Here is a 20,363-nt window from a genome sequence, read left to right on the forward strand (position 1 = left end):
TGTTCTAGAGTTTCACGGCGGCGCCGGTGCGCACGCTCTCGTCGGCGGCAAGGCAGACGTCGAGCGAGCGCACCGCATCGTCCATGTGGCGGGTCAGGTCCAGGTCCTCGCGGATCGCCTTGAGGACGAAAGCCTGTTCGAGATCGCAGAGGTCCTGATGGCCCGGTTCGCCTGCCATCGACAGCAGCTCGTCCGGCTTTAGGAACTTGCCGTCCGCGCCGGTCGCGGCACTGTGCAGGCGGATGGTCGAGGTCTTGGTGTGGGTGTCGATGTCGTCCGACTTGACGCCCTCCTTCATGACGATCGACACGCAGCCCTTGGGCGACATGACATCCTTCACGAAGAAGGCCGTCTCTGAGATCATCGGACCCCAACCGGCCTCGTACCAGCCGACCGAGCCGTCATCGAACAGCACCTGCAGATGGCCGTAATTGTACATGGTGGGCGCGACCTCGTCGGTCAGCCGCACGCCCATGCCGCGCACCTCGACCGGCCTGGCGTCAGTGATCTGCAGCATCACGTCGAGATAGTGCACGCCGCAATCGACGATCGGCGAGGTCGTCCGCATCAACTGCTTGTGCGTCTCCCAGGTATGGCCTGAGGATTGCTGATTGAGGTTCATGCGGAAGACGTAGGGACCGCCGAGCTTGCGCGCCTCGGCGATCAGCCTGATCCAGGACGGGTGATGGCGCAGGATATAGCCGATCACCAGTTTTCGACCATTGGCCTTGGCGGCGGCGACCACGCGCTTGGCATCCGCCACCGTCGTTGCCAGCGGCTTTTCGACGAAGACATGGCATCCGGCCTCGAACGCCCTCACCGCATAGTCGGCATGGCTGTCCGAATAGGTGGCGATGCAGGCGACATCGGGCTTCTCCTCGCGCAACGCGTCGTCGAAGGAGCGCCTGATGTCATAGCCGGACAGCCCGTCCGGCAGCGGCACGTCGGAGCGGTTGACCAGGGCCGCGATCTCGAAGCCTGGATTGTTGTGATAGGCCAGCGCATGGCTGCGCCCCATATTGCCGAGCCCGGCGACGACGACACGAAGGGGTTTTTGCACGCTCACTTGACGGCTCCGGAGGTGATGCCGCGGATCAGTTGCCGCGAGAAGATGACGTAGAGGACCAGCACCGGCAGGATCGCCAGCGAGAGTGCGGCCAGGATGGCGTTCCAGTTGGTGACGAACTGGCCGAGGAAGAGCTGCGCGCCGAGCGTCACCGTCTTGGTTTCTTCCGACGGCGCCAGGATCAGCGGGAACCACAGGTCGTTCCAGATCGGGATCATGGTGAAGACGGCGACCGTCGCCATCGAAGGCCTGACCAGCGGCACCACCAGGCGGAAGAAGATGGTGTATTCCGACAGGCCGTCGATGCGGCCGGCGTTCTTCAGATCGTCGGACACCTGCTTCATGAATTCGGACAGGATGAAGACGGCGAGCGGCAGCCCCTGCGCGGTGTAGACCAGGATCAGCGCGGTCAGCGTGTTGACCAGCCCGCTCGCCACCATCAATTGGAGGATGGCGACGGTGGCGAGCCGGATCGGGATCATGATCCCGAGCGCCAGATAAAGCCCCATCAGCGTGTTGCCGCGGAAGCGGTATTCCGAAAGCGCGAAAGCGGCCATGGCGCCGAACAGCAGCACGAAGAACAGCGAGCCGACGGTGACGACCAGGCTGTTCTGGAAATAATGGATGAAGTCGCCCTGGCCGATCACCGTGGTGTAGCCGATCAGGTCGAACGTCTTTGGCGTCGGCGGCGTCAGCGGCGCGCCGAAGATGCCGGCGCGGGACTTGAACGAATTCATGATGACCAGGATCACCGGAAACAGCGCGATCGCCGTGTAGGTCAGCAGGATCGCGTGGGCGCCGATGGCGCGGGGCAGTGAACGGGTTGCGATGCTCATCTCCGTCCCCTCTAAAACTGATACCGACGCAGGCGCGTCTGGATGAGGAAGAGGTAGACGCAGACACCGCCGAGGATGATCAGAAACATGATCGTGGCGATGGTCGCGCCCATATTGGGGTCGCCGACCTGCAACTGGAAGCCGAAGAAGGCGCGATAGAGGAAGGTGCCGAGAATGTCGGTCGAATAGTTCGGCCCGGCGAGTGCGCCCTGCGCGGTGTAGATCAGGTCGAAGGCATTGAAATTGCCGACGAAGGTGAGGATCGAGATGATGCCGATCGACGGCAGGATCAGCGGCAGCTTGATCTTCCAGAACTGCGACAGGCCGGTGATGCCATCGCATTCGGCCGCCTCGATCACCTCTTCGGGGATCGACAGCAGGGCGGCATAGATCAGCATCATCGGAATGCCTATGAATTGCCACACCGAGATCAAGCTGAGCGCCGTCAGTGCGTATTGCTCCTTGCCGAGCCAGGGTGTGAACAGGCTTTTCAGGCCGACGAAATCGAGCAGATGCGGCGCCACGCCCCAGAGCGGTGACAGGATCAGCTTCCAGGCAAAGCCGACGATGACGAAGGACAGGATGGTCGGCACGAAGATGGCGGTGCGGTAGAAGGCCGAGAACCGCAGCTTGGGGCTGGACAACAGCGCCGCCAAAAGCACGCCGACCGGGTTCTGCACCAGCATGTGGATGATGAAGAACCAGACATTGTTCCTCAGCGCATTCCAGAAATTGACCGACCAGTTGGGGTCGCCGAACAGGGTGCGGAAATTGTCCAGGCCGACGAAGACCTGGGACTGGTCGACGTTGCGGAACAGCGACAGCTGCAGCGTGCCGGCCAGCGGCAGGATCATGATCGCGGTGTAGACGAGCACCGCCGGCGCCAGGAAGACGGCGATATGCCAGCGGAACGGTCTTTTCGGTCGTGTTTGTGCGGCCATGAGTTCGGTCCCCGCCGATCAAGGTTCTGGGCAAATGCGTTTGCCGGCAGCGCCGCCCTCACCCTTACCCTCTCCTCGTGAAGGACGGGGAGAGGGGTCGCCAGCGTCGCGGCTAGTCCCTTCTCCCCGTCACTATACGGGGAGAAGGTGCCGGCAGGCGGATGCGGGGCGGCGCCATCGTTCGCGGTCGATGCTATCGAAAAAGGCAGGGCCGTCCACTTGGAACGGCCCTGCTCCGTTGCCTGAGCTCTTATTTCGCCGGCTTATACCAGCTGTCGAGACCGGTCTGCAGCTTCTTGGCCGCGGCTTCCGGCGTGTCGGTGCCGTTGATGACATTGGCCGATTCGACCCAGGTCTCGTTTTCGAGGTTCGGCGTGCCGCGCGACAGGATCTGGTAGGTCGAGCGGATCGTCGACTTGCACTTGCCACGCCAGGAGACGAATTCCTGCGCCAGCGGGTCTTCCATCTTCACCGGCGCGGAGTTCAGGCTGAAGAAGCCCGGCAGCGCGTTGGCGTAGATGGTGGCGAAGTCAGCGGAAGCCACCCAGGACAGGAAGGTCTTGGCAGCGTCGGCATTCTTCGAAGCCGCGTTCAGGCCCATGCCGATGTCGGTATGGTCCGAGATGTAGCAGGTGTCGCCGGCCTTCTCGACCGGTGGCAGGAAGGCGCCCATCTTGAACTGGGCCTGGGTGTTGAACAGGCCGATTTCCCACGAGCCGGCCGGGTAGATGGCGGCGCGGCCGAGCGTGAACAGGTTCTGGCTGTCCGGATAGGTCTGGGCCTCGAAGCCGTCACCGAGATAAGGCTTCCACTTGGCCAGTTCCTCATAGGGCGCGACCCAGTCCTTGTCGGTCAGCTTCTGCTCGCCCTTGATCAGCGCGGCGCGGCCCTCCTCTCCCTTCCAGTAGTTCGGGCCGATGTTCTGGTAGCCCATGGTCGCGGCTTCCCAGAGATCCTTGGTGCCCATCGCCATCGGGATGTAGGTGCCGTCGGCCTTGATCTTGTCGAGCGCGGCGAAGAACTCGTCGCGGGTTTCCGGCACCTTGATGCCGAGCTTGTCGAAGGCGTCCTTGTTGTAGATGAAGCCGTGGATGACGGACGCCATCGGCACGCAGAAGCTCGACTTGCCGTCATCGGTCTGCCAGGCGGACTTGGCGACAGGCGAGAAGTTTTCCATGCCGGGCAGCGCCGAGAGATCGGCAAGGTTGCCCTTCTTGAACAGTTCGAGCGACTTGTCGAACGGGCGGCAGGTGATCAGGTCGCCCGCCGAGCCGGCGGCGAGCTTGGCGCCGAGCGCGGCGTCATACTCGGTCGGTGCCGAGGGCGCGAACACCACCTTGATGCCCGGGTTCTTGGCTTCGAAGGCCGGGATCAGCTTGTCCTTCCAGATGGCGAGGTCGTCGCCGCGCCAGCTTTCGATGTTGAGCGTTACGTCCGCGGCGTGAGCCAACCCGGCCGAGCCGAGAATGGATGTGCCCAGAAGCAGTGCCGTCAGTAGTTTCGTTGTCATGCTCAGTCTCCCTGTTGACCTTTTTCAGGTTCGGTTTTGATGAGAACCCAGGCTTTGGAACCCTTGTTCCCCTCGAAAGCCCGTTTCACCCGATGGAAATCGGGATGAAACAGGCTTTATTTCTTTGTTCGGGCACGATCGTTTCCGAAAAGCGGTTTCCGCTTTTCGGCATCATGCCCCAGCGCGGAAAGGGCGGGCCGCAGTTTCTGGCCTGTCCCTTCCAGTATTTTCCGCGCCGCTTCCGCACTGTCGACGCCGGCGGCGAGCAGAATGGCGGTCTTGACGGCACCGCTGCTCTTTTCGAGCAGCCGGGCCGCCTCTTCCCTGTCGCGCCCGCTGATGGCGGCGACGATGCGCGCCGCCCGGTCGCGCAGCTTCATGTTGTCGGCCATGAGGTTGACCATATAGCCGTCATGCACATGGCCAAGATGAATTGCGGTCAGCGTCGACAGCATGTTGAGCGCGATCTTCTGCGCGGTGCCGGCGCCCATGCGGGTCGAGCCGGCAATGACTTCCGGTGGCGTTTCGAGCAGGATGGCGGTGTCGGCCTGCCTGAGCAGAGCCGTATCCCGGTTGTTGGCGATGCCGATGGTGGCGGCGCCCCGGCGCCGCGCCTCTTCGACGGCGCGCACCGCATAGGGCGTGGTGCCGGAGGCGGAAAGGGCGATCAGGCAATCGCCCGCGCCGATGCCGGCACTGGAGACCGCGGTCGCGGCCTCCTCGGTGTCGTCCTCGGGTCCGCCGGCCAATGTCCTGAAAGCGTCGTCGCCGCCGGCGATCAGGATGGCGATGCGGTCGCGCTGGATGCCGAACGTGCCCGGCAGTTCCAGCGCGTCGGCCAGCGCCATCAGGCCAGAGCTGCCTGCCGCGGCATAGGCAAGCTTGCCGCCGCCGCTGAGGCTGCCGGCAATGATCTCGGCTGCCCTGGCAATAGAGGGGATGGCGTTGCGGACGGCTTTCGCGGCCTCGACCTGCGCATCGGCCAGCGCACCGAGGATCGCTTCGGGAGCCTGGATATCCAGCCCCTCGGCGTTCCCATGCAGCGCTTCGGTGCGCGTTTCGACCATCCCTGCTCCTCCAAACTTCGAAAACAATACCAAAAAAATACCACTTGTCCACACGCATTAACGAATTCGTCGGCTGGAAATCGCTATGCCGGCAAAATGATTAGGTTTTTCAATAAAATACGGCTTAATCTTTTTGAAAGACAAATTAAGCCTTGGCTATTGGTATTTTATTGGTATTATCTGCGCGGAGGAGAAATCGCGTGAAATTCGTGCTCGGTATCGATGGCGGCGGCACCAGCTGCAGGGCCGCCCTGGCAACAGTGGACGGCATCGTCCTCGGCCGCGCCAAGAGCGGCGCCGCCAACATCCGCACCGACCTTACCGGAGCGCGCGCCAACATCGTCGATGCGGCGCGGCAGGCCTTCATCGCCGCCGCTCAGGATCCGGAGCTGATCCCGCAGACACCCGCCATTCTTGGGCTTGCCGGCGCCAATGTCGGCACTTACCGGCAGCAGCTCGAGGCAATCCTGCCGTTCAGCATCAGCCGCGTCGAGACCGATGCCGAGATCGCGCTCGAAGGCGCCGTCGGTTCCGGTGACGGCGCGATGGCGATCCTGGGCACCGGCACCGCCTATATGGCACGCAAGGATGGCAAATCGCGCGCCATTGGCGGCTGGGGGTTCCAGGTCGGCGACCAGGGCAGTGGCGCCCGCATCGGCCGCGACCTCCTGGAACAGACATTGCTCGCGCATGATGGCGTGCGCCAGGCCTCGCCGCTGACCGACAGCATGATGGCCGTCTTCCGCAACAATCCCGAGGACGTGGTCGAGTTCACCACCAACGCCAAACCAGGCGATTTCGGCGGCTTCGCACCGAAAGTGTTCGAACACGCTGGGAAGGGCGACATCGTCGCCAACTGGATCCTCGACAGGGCGGTCGCCGATGTCGAGGCCTCGCTCGGCGCGCTCGACCTCGCCGCCGGCGCGCCGCTCTGCCTGCTCGGCGGGCTGGCGCCGCTCTATGCGCCGCGCCTGTCGGCGCGCTACCGCGCCCTGCTGAAGGAACCGCTCGACGATGCGCTCGGCGGTGCGGTCCAGATGGCGGCGCGCCTGTTCGCCAGGACGGAGGCCGCACGATGAGCGATGCCGCCGACCAGATCTTCGCCACGCTCAAGCAATCCTCGCAGAGCGGCGCGCCGCTTTACCTGCAGCTCAGGAAGAGCATCGAGGACGCCGTCAATCGCGGCGTGATCGGGCCCGGCGACGCGCTGCCCTCCGAGCGCGACATCGCCACCAAGGCCGATATCTCCCGCGTCACCGTGCGCAAGGCGGTGCAGGACCTGGTCAAGGGCGGCATTCTCGTCCAGCGCCACGGCTCCGGCACCTTCGTGGCGCCGCGCATGGAACGCGTCGAGCAGTCGCTGTCGCGGCTGACCTCCTTCACCGAGGACATGGCGCGACGCGGCATGGCCGTGCGTTCGGCCTGGCTCGATCGCGGCCTCTACGCCCCCTCGCCCGACGAGATGATGGTGCTCGGCCTGTCATCGAACGAGTTGGTGGCGCGCGTGGCGCGCCTGCGCATCGCCAACGACACGCCGCTGGCCATCGAGCGCGCCTCACTGTCGGCCAGCGTGCTGCCCGACCCGGCCGGCATCGGCTCCTCGCTCTACGCGGCGCTGGAACTGACCGGCAACCGGCCGGTGCGGGCGGTGCAGCGTATCTCCGCTGCCAATCTCGGCGACAGTGACGCGCGCCTGCTGGAAGTGCCGCCGGGCATTGCCGGCCTGCATATCGAGCGGATTTCCTATCTGGCGAGCGGCAAGGTGATCGAATTCACCCGCTCCATCTACCGGGGCGACGCCTATGATTTCGTCGCCGAACTGCGGCTGACAGGGCCGAGCGAAGAGGGCCGACCATGATTGCCAACACCACTCATATGCAGCGCGAGATCGAGGAGATCCCGCAGGCCGTCGCCCGCCTGCTCGACGGCTCCGGCGCCGTGCTGGCCGAAGCCGGCCGCGGCATCCGGGAACGCGACCCGCATTTCGTCGTCACCGTGGCGCGCGGTTCGTCCGACCACGCCGCCACCTTCATGAAATACGCCGTCGAGCTGACCGCCGGCCTTGCCGTCGCCTCTGTCGGCCCCTCCATCGCCTCGATCTACGGCCGCAAGCTGCGGCTTGACGGCTCGGCGTGTCTCGCGATCTCGCAGTCGGGCAAGAGCCCCGACATCGTCGCCATGGCCGAAACCGCCAGGGCCGGCGGCGCGCTGACCATCGCCGTCACCAACACCGCCGATTCGCCGCTCGCGCGGGTTTCGGACTATGCGATCGACATCCTGGCCGGACCGGAGCGCAGCGTCGCGGCCACCAAGACCTTCATCAATTCCGCCGTTGCCGGTCTTGCCCTGATGGCGCATTCGACCGGCGACGAAGCGCTGCTTGCGGCGCTTGCACGCCTGCCCGAGCATTTCGGCAAGGCGATCGCCTGCGACTGGATGAGCGTGCTGGCCGAAACGATCGAGAAGCAGAAGTCGTTGTTCATCCTCGGCCGCGGCCCGTCGGCGGCGATGGCCAACGAGGCAGCGCTGAAATTCAAAGAGACCTGCGGGATGCATGCCGAGGCCTATAGCGCGGCCGAGGTCATGCATGGCCCGCTGGCGCTGATCGGCCCCGACTTTCCGGTGCTGGCGCTGGCCGCGCGCGATGCGTCCGAGCCCTCCGTCGCCGAAGCCGCCGACAGCCTGGCGGCCAAGGGCGCGCCGGTGTTCGTCACCTCGGCACTTGCCAACCGCGCCACGCGGCTGCCGCATGTCGCTACCGGTCATCCGCTGACCGATCCGCTGACGCTGATCGTCTCCTTCTACATGTTCGTCGAGGCCTTTGCCCGCCATCGCGGCCTCGATCCGGATGCGCCGCGCAACCTTCGCAAGGTGACGGAGACCGTATGAGCGACCGTTTTGCCCTGACCGGCGCCCGCATTTTCGACGGCGACGACTGGCATGAAGGTGCCGCCCTTGTCGTGCGTGAGGGCCTCGTCGAGGCCATCGTGCCGGCTGGCGCCATCGCTTCCGATATTCGCGCCGTCGACACGGGCGGCGGCATGCTGGTGCCGGGCTTCGTCGACATCCAGGTCAATGGCGGCGGCGGGGTCATGCTCAACGACCATCCCGATGTCGCCTCCATCGAAACCATCTGCCGCGCGCACGCGCCGTTCGGCACGTCGGCGCTGCTGCCGACGCTGATCACCGACACACCCGCGATCACCGCGGCCGCCATCGCCGCGGGCGAAGCGGCAGCGCTGCAAAAAGTGCCGGGCTTTTTAGGCCTGCATCTGGAAGGTCCGCATCTGTCGGTCGCCCGCAAGGGCGCGCATGATCCGGCGCTGATCCGGCCGATGACGGATGCCGACCAGGCCATGCTGATCGCGGCGCGGGACAAGCTGCCGGTGCTGCTCACCACGATCGCGCCGGAATCCGTCGACCCGGCCCGCGTCGCGGCCTTGGCCAAGGCCGGAATCATCGTCAGCCTCGGTCATTCCGACACGGGTTTTGCCACGGCAAAAACCTTCGCCGAGGCCGGCGCCAGCGTGGTCACGCATCTGTTCAACGCGATGAGCCAGATCGGCAACCGCGAGCCCGGACTGGCGGGTGCGGCCATCGATGTCGGTGCCTTGTCGGCCGGTCTGATCGCCGACGGCATCCATGTTCATCCGGCAACGATCAGGATCGCGCTCGATGCCAAGCAGGGACCGGGCAGGATCGTGCTGGTCACCGACGCGATGGCGACGATCGGCACCGACATGACGGCGTTCACGCTGAACGGCCGCACCATCTACCGCAGGGATGGCAGCCTGAGACTTGCCGACGGCACGCTGGCCGGGGCCGACCTCGACATGATCTCGGCCATCCGGTTCATGCACCGCACCGTCGGCATCGAACTTTCCGAAGCCTTGCGCATGGCTTCGCTCTATCCGGCGCAGGCGATCGGCCAGTCGCACCGGCTTGGCCGCTTTGCCAATGGCACGGCGGCGGACATCGTTGCGCTGTCGGACGATCTTGGCATAGGAAGCGTCTGGATCGGCGGCGACAAGGTGTTCGAGGCTGTCGCTCCACGCTGAGAGCGAGGCCATGCAGACAATCGATTGTGTCGTCGCCGGAGCAGGCGTCGTCGGGCTTGCCACTGCCAGGGCGCTTGCCTTGTCGGGCCGCGAGGTGGTGGTGATCGAGAAAGCCGACGCGATCGGCACCGTCACCAGTTCGCGCAATTCGGAAGTCATCCATGCCGGGCTCTATTACGTGCCCGGCAGCCTGAAGGCCCGGCTCTGCGTCAAAGGCCGGCGGCTTCTCTACGCCTACTGCGCCGAACACAATATCGGCCATCGCCGCGCCGGCAAGCTGATTGTCGCCAGCGAGCCCGGCCAGGCGGACGGGCTGCGGGCGATCGAGGCCAATGCGAAACGCTGCGGCGTCGACGATGTCGAGCTTTTGACGCGCGGCGAGGCGGAGCGGCTGGAACCGGCACTGACATGTGCCGGCGCGCTGCTGTCGCCATCGACCGGCATCATAGACAGCCATGGGCTGATGCTGTCGCTGCGCGGCGACGCCGAAGCGGCCGGTGCATCCTTCGCTTTCCTCACTTCCGTTGCCGGGGCGACGATCGAAGCTGGCGGGATCCGTATCGATACACGTGATGCCAGTGGCGAGACCTTCGCCCTCGCGGCCGGCGCTTTCATCAACGCCACTGGCCTCGACGCGCAGGCGTTGGCCGGGCGAATCGAGGGTTTCCCGAGCGATTTCGTCCCCCGGCAGTGGCTGGCGCGCGGCAATTATTTCGTGCTTCCGGGGCGGTCGCCGTTTTCACGGCTGATCTATCCGGTTCCGGTCGAGGGCGGCCTCGGCGTTCATCTGACGCTCGACCTCGCCGGCAATGCACGCTTTGGCCCCGACGTCGAATGGATCGACGGCGTCGACTACACGGTCGACCCCGGCCGAAGTGCCGTCTTCTACGAGGCGATCCGCCGCTATTGGCCCGACCTTGCCAACCATGCCCTGCAGCCGGCCTATGCCGGTATCAGGCCGAAGCTCTCGGGACCCGGGCAGCCCGCTGCGGACTTCCTGGTGCAGGGGCCGGCCGATCACGGCGCGGGCCGGATCGTCAATCTGTTCGGCATAGAGAGCCCCGGCCTGACGGCGAGCCTGGCGATCGCCGACCATGTCGTCGAACTCTTGTACCCGGCCTGAGCCGGCGTTCGCGCGCCGAAGCGGAATGTCTACTTAGCCGGCTTTGTAAGCGTAAAGATCCTTGTAGGTGTCGCGAAGCAAGTTTTTCTGCACCTTGCCCATCGTGTTGCGCGGCAGGTCGTCGACGAAGATCACCTGCTTCGGATGCTTGTACTTCGCCATGCGGCCGGCGATGGCGTCGAGGATCTCGGCCGCGCTGATCCGCGACGCTGGCGAGCGCACAACGACTGCGGTGACGCCTTCGCCGAAGTCGGGATGGGCAAGGCCGATGACGGCACTTTCCAGGACGCCGTCGAGCGCGTCGATCTCGCTTTCAAGTTCTTTGGGATAGACGTTGTAGCCGCCTGATATGATCAGGTCCTTGCCGCGACCGACAATGTGGACGTAGCCATCGGCGTCGATGGTGCCGAGGTCGCCCGTGATGAAGAAGCGGTCGGCGCGGAATTCCGCCTTGGTCTTCTCCGGCATGCGCCAGTAACCGCCAAAGACGTTCGGCCCCTTCACCTCGATCATGCCGACCTCGCCCTGGGCAAGTGGCTTGCCGGTCTCGGGATCGGCGATGCGCAGCGACACGCCCGGCAAAGGGAAGCCGACAGTGCCGGCGCGCCGCTCGCCGTCATAGGGATTGGAGGTGTTCATGTTGGTCTCGGTCATGCCGTAGCGCTCGAGGATGGCGTGGCCGGTACGACCGTGCCATGCCTTGTGCGTCTCGGCCAGCAGCGGCGCGGAGCCAGCGACGAAAAGACGGATGTTTTTCGCCGCCTCGCGGTCCAGGCCCTCCTGCTGCAACAGCCTGGTGTAGAAGGTCGGCACGCCCATCAGAACGGTGGCGCGCGGCAGCAGCGAGACGATGCGGCCCGCGTCGAATTTCTGCTCGAACAGCATCGAGGCGCCGGCCATCAGGACGACATTGGTGGCGACGAACAGGCCGTGCGTGTGGAAGATCGGCAGCGCGTGGATGAGCACGTCATCCCCGGTGAAGCGCCATTGCTCGACCAGGACCCGGGCGTTCGAGGCGAGATTCTCGTGGCTGAGCATGGCGCCTTTCGAACGGCCGGTCGTTCCCGATGTGTAAAGGATCGCCGCAAGGTCGTCCGCGCCGCGCTCGACATCATGGAAATCGCCGGACTGCCGCGATGCCTGGTCTGCGAGCGATCCCTGGCCATCGCGGTCGAGCGTGACCACGACGGCACCGGACGGCTCGACCATCCCCGCGATATCCGCCGACCGTGCCGGGTCGCACACGATCACCCGAGGCGCGGCATCCCCAAAGAAATAGCCGAGCTCGGCCAGCGTATAGGCGGTGTTGAGGGGCAGGAAGACGGCGCCGGCGCGCACGCAGGCGAGATAGAGCAGAACCATCTCCGGGCTCTTCTCGACCTGCACGGCAACCCGGTCGCCGGGCGCGACATCCATTTGCAGCAGCGCATGCGCGAGCTGCGCCGAGCGCGCCAGCATGTCGCCATAGGTGAACGAGCGTCCATCATCGGTCTCCATCAGCAGACGCCCGGGCGCCGGCATCCGGGACCGGAATGCATCGAACAGATGATTGCTCATGAAAACTTCCTGGGGTGGCCGCGACTGGCGCACCGGCCATGTTCGGGTCGGCACGCAGGCGAAGCGTTCGCGTTTCCCAGCCCTGCCGTCAAGACCGCTGACGGCTACCCGCGGCACCCGTCTACCGAAAGATTGAAAAAGGATAGGACAGCAAAGCGCGACGATCAGACAGCCGTCAACGATGGATGCGCCGGCCCGGAACGGCGGCGGCTTTTGGCGCCTCGTCTTGCTTGAAGCGTTCCATGCACATGGCGGCGGTCAGCTGGTAGTGATCGATCAGGGCCCGGACGGCGCCATCCGCGTTTCCGTCGAGCGCATTTTCGGCGATCAGCCGGTGCTCGGCGAAATCGTCGCGCTGGACGTTCTCGCCGTCATTGGCCATCTGGCGGTAGCGGTAGGCGTGATCGGAAAGCTGATCGCAGAATCCCACCAGCCAGTGCGAACGGCAGGCCGAGATCAGCACCCGGTGGAAGGTGCGGTGCAATTTCTCCCAGTCCGGATCGAGCGACGAGCTAATTTGCGGCGAAAGCCGTGAGGCGCGCCCGAGGCGATGCAGCGCCAGCACCAGTTGTTCTTCCCATTCGGCCGTGCGGTGGGCGATCGATTCGCGCAGCGCCCGCTCCTCGAGCCAGCAGCGGGTGCGCGTCAGCTCCTCGAGCTCCTTCGCGCTGACAGGCATGATGAAGAAGCCACGCTGGTCGTGGCGACCAAGGAGACCTTCGGAAGCAAGACGATTGAGGGCTTCGCGAACCGGAGAGGCACCGGCGCCATACTTGGAAACGACCCACTCGACGCGCAGCTTGCTTTCGGTTTCCAAAGCGCCGCTCAGAAGATCATCACGCAATTGATGATAGACCGTGCTGGCAAGCGTACTCTTGGCTCCCGTGCCGTCGTCGTTCAGATTGGCAGCTCCGTATGTCAAAAGCGACTCCTTGTCCCCAACTGTCATCTTGGGCAATTCGAGTCCGAAAATTCCCCTTCTGTACATGTATCATATAGCGCCGCACTTTCGCTGCTCAAGCAGAAGATAGCGCTATTGTACTTTAGAACAAAGAAATATACCCGAACCGCCGTCCGATCGCGGGAATTCGTATATCTCTACAACCAGCAGAACTTAACGTGTTTTGTATGCACGCAGGATTATCTGTTTCCTTGGTCCCGTGAGAGCATCTTTTCTGTCGCGCGCAAAGACAGCGGCAAGGTTCGGCCGAATCAGGCTTTCCGTACGGATTTGATTCGGCCGGGACGCCGAAGGGCCGTCTCCGCACCATGTTCTTAGTGGCCTAACGGGATTGAGAACCGGGCGATGGCGCGGAGTTAGCCGACGGCCTTGTCGGCCGCCGTCCTGATCGCTTCGATGTTGGCGCGGTACGCCTCGACACTGCCACCCCTGAAGATGGCGGCACCGGCCACCAGAACGTCGGCGCCGGCCGCGGTGACCAGAGGCGCGGTTTCCGGAGAGACGCCGCCGTCGATCTCGATGCGGATCGGCCGGTCGCCGATCAACGCCTTGACCCTTCTTACCTTGTCGACCATTGCCGGGATGAAGGCCTGCCCGCCAAAACCCGGATTGACGGTCATGATCAGGATCAGGTCGAGCCGGTCGAGCACATATTCGATCGCCGTTTCCGGCGTCGCCGGATTGAGCGAGACGCCGGCCTTCTTGCCGAGGTTCCGGATGGTCTGCAGCGAGCGGTCGAGATGCGGCCCGGCCTCGGCATGCACCGTCATGCCGTCGCAACCGGCCTCGGCGAAGGCGGCCAGATAGGGATCGGCGGGCGCGATCATCAGGTGGCAATCGAAAAAGGCCTTGGTGCGGTCGCGGATCGCCTTGATGACGGGCGGGCCGAAGGTGATGTTGGGCACGAAATGCCCATCCATGACATCGAGATGGATCCAGTCGGCACCGGCCGCCGCCACAGCCTCGACCTCGTCGCCGAGCTTCGAGAAATCCGATGCCAGCACCGACGGTGCGATCAAGGTTTTTTTGCTCATCTCGAGGCCTTTCCGGACGCCCTTTTCATACGGTCGTCCCAAACCGACTGCCTAAAGCGCTCCCGGCGACTTGTCGAGGGCACAAGTATGGCGGTTCCACAGGCAGGGGTAACGTCGCGGCGCGCGCTGGTCCTCGGCCGCCAAATCCACCGCCTGCGCGGATCATGAAGAAACCCGCCGGATTGCTCCGGCGGGTTTCTCGTTCGGTGAAGCGCGGACTTACTGCTGCTGGAGTTTCAGGATTCTGTTTGGAGCAGGATCCTGTTGCTGGTCGCTCTGCTGGCGCCGCGGCAGCAATTGCAGCAATTGGCCCGGGTTGAGCTCCAGAGACGGCTGACCGCGGATCGGCCGGCAGTTCGGATACCGCCCGATCGTACCTTCCGGGCAACGCCGCCTGATGATCGGCTGGCACTGGCCGTTGATCATCTGCGAGCCTGGCGCGCATTCCTCCTGCTCCCTGGGCCGGCGGCATGCGCCGTCGATCACCTCGGTCCCACGCGGACAGACGCACTCGCCGCGCTTGTTGTGGATCTGTCCACGTATGTCGCACTGCTCCAGTTGCGGCTGCTTGCGCCGGCAGGCGCCGTCCCGCACCTCCGTGCCTCTCGGGCAGACGCAATCGCCATTGGCGTCGGGGACCTGGCCACGGATCGTGCACTGGTCAGGCTTCGGCCGGATCGGACGGCAGGCCCTGTCGCGCACTTCGGTCCCCTGCGGACAGACGCAGTCCCCGTCCGCATTGTGGACCTGGCCACGGATGGTGCACTGCTCGGGCTTCGGCCGGACAGGTCGGCAGGCGCCGTTGCGCACCTCGGTCCCTTGCGGGCAGACGCAGTCTCCATCCGCATTGTGGACCTGGCCACGGATGGTGCACTGCTCGGGCTTCGGCCGGAGCGGACGGCAGGCGCCGTTGCGCACCTCGGTGCCCCTTGGGCAGACACAATCGCCGTCGGCATTGTGGATCTGACCGCGGATGGTGCACTGCTCGGGCTGGTCGGTACTGACGCACTTTCCGTTCTCGAGTGCGGTGCCGCGCGGGCAGACGCAGCGTCCGTCCTCGGTGCGGATCTGGCCTTCCAGCAGAACGCAGCGCTTCGGCGGAGGCGTCGGCAGAACATTGGTGCCGCCGCCCGTGCACTGGCCGTTGCGGAAGGTGGTGCCTTCCGGGCAGACGCATCTGCCGGCATCGTTCATGACAAAGCCCGGCGAGCACTGGTTCTTCACCTCATGCGTGATGATGAAGGGATGGCACGAATAGGCCTTGCCGCGTTTGCCCCGCACATTGGTGGCGTCCCTGGACAGCACGTCGCCGCCGCCCTGCACCCGTGTGTCGGGAGAGAGCACGCCGACGCAGTTCTGGCCATCGACGTTGCCCTGCAGATTGGCGAGACGCCCATCGTCGGGGATGACAACCGTCACGCGGTGTGACTGGCTCTCGCCAGCGCCGAGCGTCAGGTTGGCTATGCAGGAGGCCGGCAGGGTCGTCGGCTCCGGCGAACAGCCGAAGGGCGGGTCGATCGAGGTGATCTCGACGCCTTCGAGCCGGCCAAGCCCTTCCACGCCGATCGCATCGCCGATGCGAACCGGACCGGAGAAGGGGCTCGTCCCGTCATTGGTGATGGTGATGTCGAACGAGCAGGGTTGGCCGAGCCTGCATTCGCGGTCGCCGGTCTTCTCGACACGGATGGTCGAGGAGCCGCCGCCCTTGGCGCAGGCCTGGCCGATCGGATAGACGACGTCGTCGCCCTGCGCCGGGCCATAGGAGCCGCGCGCGCAGTTCTCGAACTCGCCATTGGCCGAAACCGTCACGTCGAAGTGCCTGGAGGTTCCGGGCGTCATGACGGCGCCTGGTATCTGGCACGACAGCGTGTTGGCCGGAACCGGTCCACACGCCCATTCCGCGCCGTCGGGGGTGACGGTCTGGATCTGGACGGGCGCACCGCCCGACACCAAAGTGGCGGCGTCGTTGACCCGCACCGGACCGGTGGGGGCGGCTGTGCCGACGCTGCTGACGGTGATGCGGCAGGAAACCAGCGACGCACCGGCGAGCGAGCCGTTGCACACCTTGGTGATGCGCAAGGTCGGCTGGCCGCCATTGGGATGGCGGATGCGTTCCTTGGCGCAGGCCTTGTTGTTGGTGAGGTCGACCTCACCGGGAATGGCCTTGACCTCGGCGCAGTTCTCGACCGTGTCGGACCGGTAACCGGCTGGCACGACCGCCTTGACGAAGATCGGCGTCGAGGCGCCCGCCGGCAACGAGATGCCGGCATTGTCGCAGCGGAACTGGCCGGGGCCGTTCGGGCCGCATGTCCAGGGCGGGCTCGGCCCGAAGGTCGAGGATGTCGGCGCGCCGCTTGGGTAGTTGTCGATCACCGTCAGCGGCCCGTTATAGGTCGATGTGCCGTTGTTGATGATGTCGATGATGAAGGTGCAGACGCCATCGGCGGTGCAGACTTCGGTGCGGGCACGCTTCTTCAGGATCAGGTCGACCTTCTTGTCGACCGGCGGCTGGCAATCCGGGTTGCGGTCGCCGCGCCGGCAGATCGGGATCGAGGCACAGGCACGGTCATTGGCCTGGCTGCCGAACAGCGGCTTGCCGCTGGCGCCGTAATTGTAGGTGGCGCAGTTGCGCAGCACGCTGCCTTGCCAGCCTCCGGCCGGCTTGAAGCCGAGCTTGAGGTCGACAAAGGCCCCCGGATTGAGCGTAGTGACCGGATAGGTGCACGTCATCGGGGTGGTACCCGGCGCACAGACCCAGGGCGGATTGGGCCCTGAATCGAGCGTCGAGCCGGCCGGCAGCGTCACCTCGTCGAGCACGATCTTGCCGTTGTAGGGCGCGGTGCCGACATTGGTGACCCGGATGGTGAAGTCGCAGCCACCACCCATCGTGCAGCGTGTGACATCAGCATGTTTTTCAACCTTGAGGTCGGGTTCCTTGTCCTTGGGCGGGCACCTCTGGTCACGCGGGATGATGATGTCGATGGTTTGCGTGCAGCACAGGCCCCAGCCTTCCTTCGGCCCGGCATAGGTCTCGATGCCGGTGACGACGAGATGGATGACGTCACCGGGTGAAGCGCCGACGATCTTCCAGTTGAGCACCCCGCCGCCCGCCGGCACCTTCTGGGTGTCGGGGATGATGGTGATGCCTGGTGAGGTCGTCGAAACCTGCACCCACTTGCCGCCCATCTCGGGGCCGACAGGCATGTGGTAGATGAAGGCGCCACCGCCGGGGACGCAGTCGACCGTGCCGCGCTCGACCTTGAAGCATTCATGGTCGGTCGGCGGCGGAGGCCGCTTGTCACAGTTGGTGAGGTCGATGCGGATCGAGGTCTTCGCGCCGGTCTTGTAGTCGCCGTCATCGGGCTTGCCCGGATCCTGCGACGGGATGATGGTGCCGGTGCCGGCCTCGTTGCTCACCTTGATCAGGCCCTGATTGTCGACTGTGGTCGGCGACGGAAACGCCGCATGGTCGATCTTGGCCGTGATCTGGAAGGTGATGACGCGTTCATTGGCGGCACCGGCGCCGTCGAGATCGGCGGCCGAAAGCCGGAAATCGGAGACCGTGGCCGTGTCGTTTGGATTTGCCGAGGTGCTGATCGAAACGCCGGACAGCGGACCGCCGGAGGCGTCCGTGCCGTCTCCGGAGACCGTCGCGCCGACGATGGCCAAGCCGTGCGGAAGCTGGTCCTTGAACTCGATCTTGAGCTTCTTCAACAGGGCTATCATGCCCGGATCGGCAAAACCTCGCGGATCGCCTCGCAGGCCGAAGCTCAGCGAATAGAGGACATAGTCGCAGCTTCGCTGGGTGCCTTTCTTGGTGAAGAAGGGGACCAGCCGCTCCGGCCTGGGGTTGACGACACGCGAATTGTCGAGGTCAAGCCTCTGTTCCGGAGTGATCGGGGTGGTGTCTTCCGCCTGGCTTTGCAGGGGGGCAAGCGTGGCGACCGCGATACCGGCCGCCATCAGCCAGCGCGCACCGCGCCTGGCATATGACAGGGGTTTCATGATCGTCTCCATGACGGTTTGCTGAGCGTTTACGGGTGAGGACAGGGCAAGAATGTTCATCTTTGCCTCCTCAACGTTCGCAGCTGACGGCGGGGGTGCGGAGCGGCAAGGTCATCTTGCAGCAAGGGTAATAGCCACCCTTGTCCTTGTCGGACTTCCTGTAGAAGCACAGCCCGACATCCACTCGGTCGCCCGGATAGTGGCCGGTGATGTCGATCGTGTAAGGCTTGCCCGGTGCATGCGACATGGGTGATGTCACCCCGACGCCTGGCGTCCTGGACTGGACCTTGATCGAATCGCCGCCGAAGCCGGCATGGTCATGGAGATAGAGATCGGCCTCGAGACCGCGCGGCGTACAGTAATACTGCACGTCCTCGACATCGAGACACGGAGGCAGATTGCCGGGCGGTGGGAAGTCCGGCGGGTAGAAGGGTGGCTCATAGCCGCCCGGTATTTCCTCGTAATAGCCGGCACGGCCCTCGCAGGGATGCCAGACGGCGACGTCGCCGACATGGCCTTCCACTTCGGGGTCTTCGAAATAGCCGTCGAAATCGACGAACCAGGAGCCGAAAGGCGGCACGTTGGCCGGCTTGACCAGGTCCTTGGGCGTGATTTGCACGCCATGCACGGCGAGCGGGCCGCCGGCGGCGAGTTTTTCGGCAAGCTCGGGATTGTCGCGCAATTTGTCGCCGGTGTTGACCAAGGTCTGCGTGCAGACGGAGGTGTCGAGATTGCCGTCGAAATCATAGCCATATTGCAGGTCGAGGCCGCCGGCCGACTGCCGGTTGCCTTGCGGGAAGCCGACGGCGTATTCCTGCGGCGTTTCCGCCCAGACCGATTCCGTCGTCGGATTGTCCGGATCCTCTCTGAAGTAGCGGATCACCTCGCCCTTGCCGGAATCGGCGAACCGGCTGTAATCATAGCGGTTTTCGACCGGACCGCGCTGGGCGAGATACATGAAGCCGCTGTTGTCGAAGGCAATGTCGGTGACGGCGTAGTCCTTGTCGGCCTTCACGGTCAGTTCCCAGCGCGGATCACCGGCAAAGGTGCCGTCGCGGGCAATGCCCACCGACCAGATTTCGGATTTTTCGCCGACCGAATAGTAGAGCCGGCCGCCATGATAGGAGACGGCCCAGACGCGGCGCTCGTCCTGGGTGTAGCCCCAGCTGTCGGGGTCTTCGGTGTCGAAGGCCGCGCCCTGTATATCCATCACCGCGCCATCGTCGGCGACCGGGGGCAGCCCATGCGCCGGGCGGCCCGCGACGCCGTGGTCGAACGTGTCGACCAGTCTGCCGCCGGCGTCGATGCGATGGATCAGGCCGGTGTCGAGGTCGGAGGCGAAGAACTGGCGATGAACGGGGTCGAAGGTGATATTGCCGATGCCGGGGCCGCTATTGGTATCAATGTCGGCGAATTTGGCGACCTGGCCTGAGATACCGTCGATCTTCCAGATGGTGCCCGGTCCGCCGCCGTTTTCGGTGCCGAACTGGCCATCCATGAAGGTGGCGCCCGCCGTGCCGCGGCGCTGCCGTTCCGGCCTGCCGTCCTTGTCGGCATCCGGCGTGACGATCTCGACGCCATGCAGCGAAGTTGCGGCGGCGTAGAGGTTGGGGATATCCGACGGCACACCGTCGCGCACGCCGTCATCATAGGTCAGGCCGAACACCTCGCCGATCTGGCCCGCCGTCACCTCGAAAGGCGGCGGCGTGAAGACGAGCTGGCCCGAGGCCGGACCGCCAAGGTGCGAAACGTCGAACACGCGCAAGGTGGCGCGCGAGGTGTCGATGAAGGTTTCGTCGACCGGGTCGACGCCGGGCGGCAAGCCCTGGTCGAAATCGGGGATGATGGTGCCGGGGAAGCCGGTGACCGCCATCGAGCCGGGATAGATGATCTGGGTTTCCTGCGCCCGGGCCGCGCCGCCCGACAACAGGCCGGCGGCCAGCGCCAGCGCCAGAAAGCCGCCGCCCGCATGGGCGGCCCTGCGCAAATGGCCATAGAGAGAAGGCACGAACGAGCCGCGGATGCGAGACATGACACTACCCCCGTAGTCCAGGGGAGCAACGTCCGGGCTTGCCGCGCAAATCAGGGCAAGGCGCGGTGGTCCGGCTCGTTCTTCCCTGATCGAATTGTCTGCTTTCCTCTCCATTAGAATACGCTTGCTCTTCCGCAGGGTCAACGGAATCAACCGGAAGCCCAGCGCATCGA

Annotated in this window: 15 protein-coding genes; 5 read left to right on the forward strand and 10 right to left on the reverse strand. The window is 64.8% G+C overall.

Going from position 1 to position 20,363, the window contains the following annotated elements:
• Nucleotides 1–4 precede the first annotated feature (4 nt).
• The 5 genes from LB564_RS17695 to LB564_RS17715 all read right to left on the reverse strand — a co-directional run bounded on the left by LB564_RS17695 (nucleotide 5) and on the right by LB564_RS17715 (nucleotide 5,420).
• The gene (locus LB564_RS17695) at nucleotides 5–1,066 is read right to left on the reverse strand and encodes a Gfo/Idh/MocA family protein (RefSeq protein ID WP_224539632.1); all 1,062 of its coding nucleotides are present in this window, start codon (nucleotides 1,064–1,066) and stop codon (nucleotides 5–7) included.
• On the reverse strand, nucleotides 1,063–1,902 hold the full coding sequence (locus LB564_RS17700) for a carbohydrate ABC transporter permease (protein ID WP_224539634.1): 840 nt from the start codon (nucleotides 1,900–1,902) through the stop codon (nucleotides 1,063–1,065). The genes LB564_RS17695 and LB564_RS17700 overlap by 4 nt, the downstream gene beginning before the upstream one ends.
• Nucleotides 1,903–1,913: 11 nt before the next feature.
• The gene (locus LB564_RS17705; protein ID WP_224539636.1) at nucleotides 1,914–2,843 is read right to left on the reverse strand and encodes a carbohydrate ABC transporter permease; all 930 of its coding nucleotides are present in this window, start codon (nucleotides 2,841–2,843) and stop codon (nucleotides 1,914–1,916) included.
• 250 nt (nucleotides 2,844–3,093) lie between these two features.
• The gene (locus tag LB564_RS17710; RefSeq protein WP_224539637.1) at nucleotides 3,094–4,353 is read right to left on the reverse strand and encodes an ABC transporter substrate-binding protein; all 1,260 of its coding nucleotides are present in this window, start codon (nucleotides 4,351–4,353) and stop codon (nucleotides 3,094–3,096) included.
• A 116-nt stretch (nucleotides 4,354–4,469) separates the two neighbouring features.
• The gene (locus LB564_RS17715) at nucleotides 4,470–5,420 is read right to left on the reverse strand and encodes an N-acetylmuramic acid 6-phosphate etherase (RefSeq protein WP_224539640.1); all 951 of its coding nucleotides are present in this window, start codon (nucleotides 5,418–5,420) and stop codon (nucleotides 4,470–4,472) included.
• A 200-nt stretch (nucleotides 5,421–5,620) separates the two neighbouring features.
• On the opposite strand from LB564_RS17715, the gene LB564_RS17720 reads away from it, so the two are divergent.
• Genes LB564_RS17720 through LB564_RS17740 form a run of 5 tightly spaced genes read left to right on the forward strand, consistent with a single transcriptional unit; the run spans nucleotide 5,621 to nucleotide 10,601 of the window.
• On the forward strand, nucleotides 5,621–6,499 hold the full coding sequence (locus LB564_RS17720) for a BadF/BadG/BcrA/BcrD ATPase family protein (protein WP_224539641.1): 879 nt from the start codon (nucleotides 5,621–5,623) through the stop codon (nucleotides 6,497–6,499).
• Nucleotides 6,496–7,278: a GntR family transcriptional regulator gene (locus tag LB564_RS17725; RefSeq protein ID WP_224539643.1), complete on the forward strand. Its 783-nt coding sequence runs from the start codon at nucleotides 6,496–6,498 to the stop codon at nucleotides 7,276–7,278. Before LB564_RS17720 ends, LB564_RS17725 begins: the two co-directional genes overlap by 4 nt.
• Nucleotides 7,275–8,309 carry an SIS domain-containing protein gene (locus LB564_RS17730; protein ID WP_224539645.1) on the forward strand — a complete coding sequence of 345 codons (1,035 nt, stop codon included), beginning with the start codon at nucleotides 7,275–7,277 and terminating at the stop codon, nucleotides 8,307–8,309. The genes LB564_RS17725 and LB564_RS17730 overlap by 4 nt, the downstream gene beginning before the upstream one ends.
• A complete protein-coding gene (nagA, locus tag LB564_RS17735; RefSeq protein WP_224539647.1) occupies nucleotides 8,306–9,478 on the forward strand; it encodes an N-acetylglucosamine-6-phosphate deacetylase in 1,173 nt (390 codons plus the stop codon). The genes LB564_RS17730 and nagA overlap by 4 nt, the downstream gene beginning before the upstream one ends.
• Before the next feature lie 10 nt (nucleotides 9,479–9,488).
• Nucleotides 9,489–10,601 carry an NAD(P)/FAD-dependent oxidoreductase gene (locus tag LB564_RS17740; RefSeq protein ID WP_224539649.1) on the forward strand — a complete coding sequence of 371 codons (1,113 nt, stop codon included), beginning with the start codon at nucleotides 9,489–9,491 and terminating at the stop codon, nucleotides 10,599–10,601.
• Between the two features lie 33 nt (nucleotides 10,602–10,634).
• Here the strand turns inward: LB564_RS17740 and LB564_RS17745 are convergent, their stop codons facing one another.
• The 5 genes from LB564_RS17745 to LB564_RS17765 all read right to left on the reverse strand — a co-directional run bounded on the left by LB564_RS17745 (nucleotide 10,635) and on the right by LB564_RS17765 (nucleotide 20,190).
• On the reverse strand, nucleotides 10,635–12,158 hold the full coding sequence (locus LB564_RS17745) for a malonate--CoA ligase (RefSeq protein WP_224539650.1): 1,524 nt from the start codon (nucleotides 12,156–12,158) through the stop codon (nucleotides 10,635–10,637).
• A gap of 175 nt (nucleotides 12,159–12,333) precedes the next feature.
• Nucleotides 12,334–13,080 carry a GntR family transcriptional regulator gene (locus LB564_RS17750; protein WP_224539827.1) on the reverse strand — a complete coding sequence of 249 codons (747 nt, stop codon included), beginning with the start codon at nucleotides 13,078–13,080 and terminating at the stop codon, nucleotides 12,334–12,336.
• Between the two features lie 395 nt (nucleotides 13,081–13,475).
• Nucleotides 13,476–14,153 carry a ribulose-phosphate 3-epimerase gene (rpe, locus tag LB564_RS17755; protein WP_224539652.1) on the reverse strand — a complete coding sequence of 226 codons (678 nt, stop codon included), beginning with the start codon at nucleotides 14,151–14,153 and terminating at the stop codon, nucleotides 13,476–13,478.
• A 219-nt stretch (nucleotides 14,154–14,372) separates the two neighbouring features.
• Nucleotides 14,373–18,218, reverse strand: coding sequence for a DUF11 domain-containing protein (locus tag LB564_RS17760; RefSeq protein ID WP_224539654.1), 3,846 nt, complete (start codon nucleotides 18,216–18,218; stop codon nucleotides 14,373–14,375).
• Nucleotides 18,219–18,228: 10 nt separating this feature from the next.
• Nucleotides 18,229–20,190, reverse strand: coding sequence for a hypothetical protein (locus tag LB564_RS17765; RefSeq protein ID WP_224539655.1), 1,962 nt, complete (start codon nucleotides 20,188–20,190; stop codon nucleotides 18,229–18,231).
• Nucleotides 20,191–20,363: the final 173 nt, after the last annotated feature.

The sequence above is a fragment of the Mesorhizobium sp. ES1-6 genome, from assembly GCF_020164775.1.
In the GTDB taxonomy this organism is placed as follows: Bacteria; Pseudomonadota; Alphaproteobacteria; order Rhizobiales; family Rhizobiaceae; genus Mesorhizobium.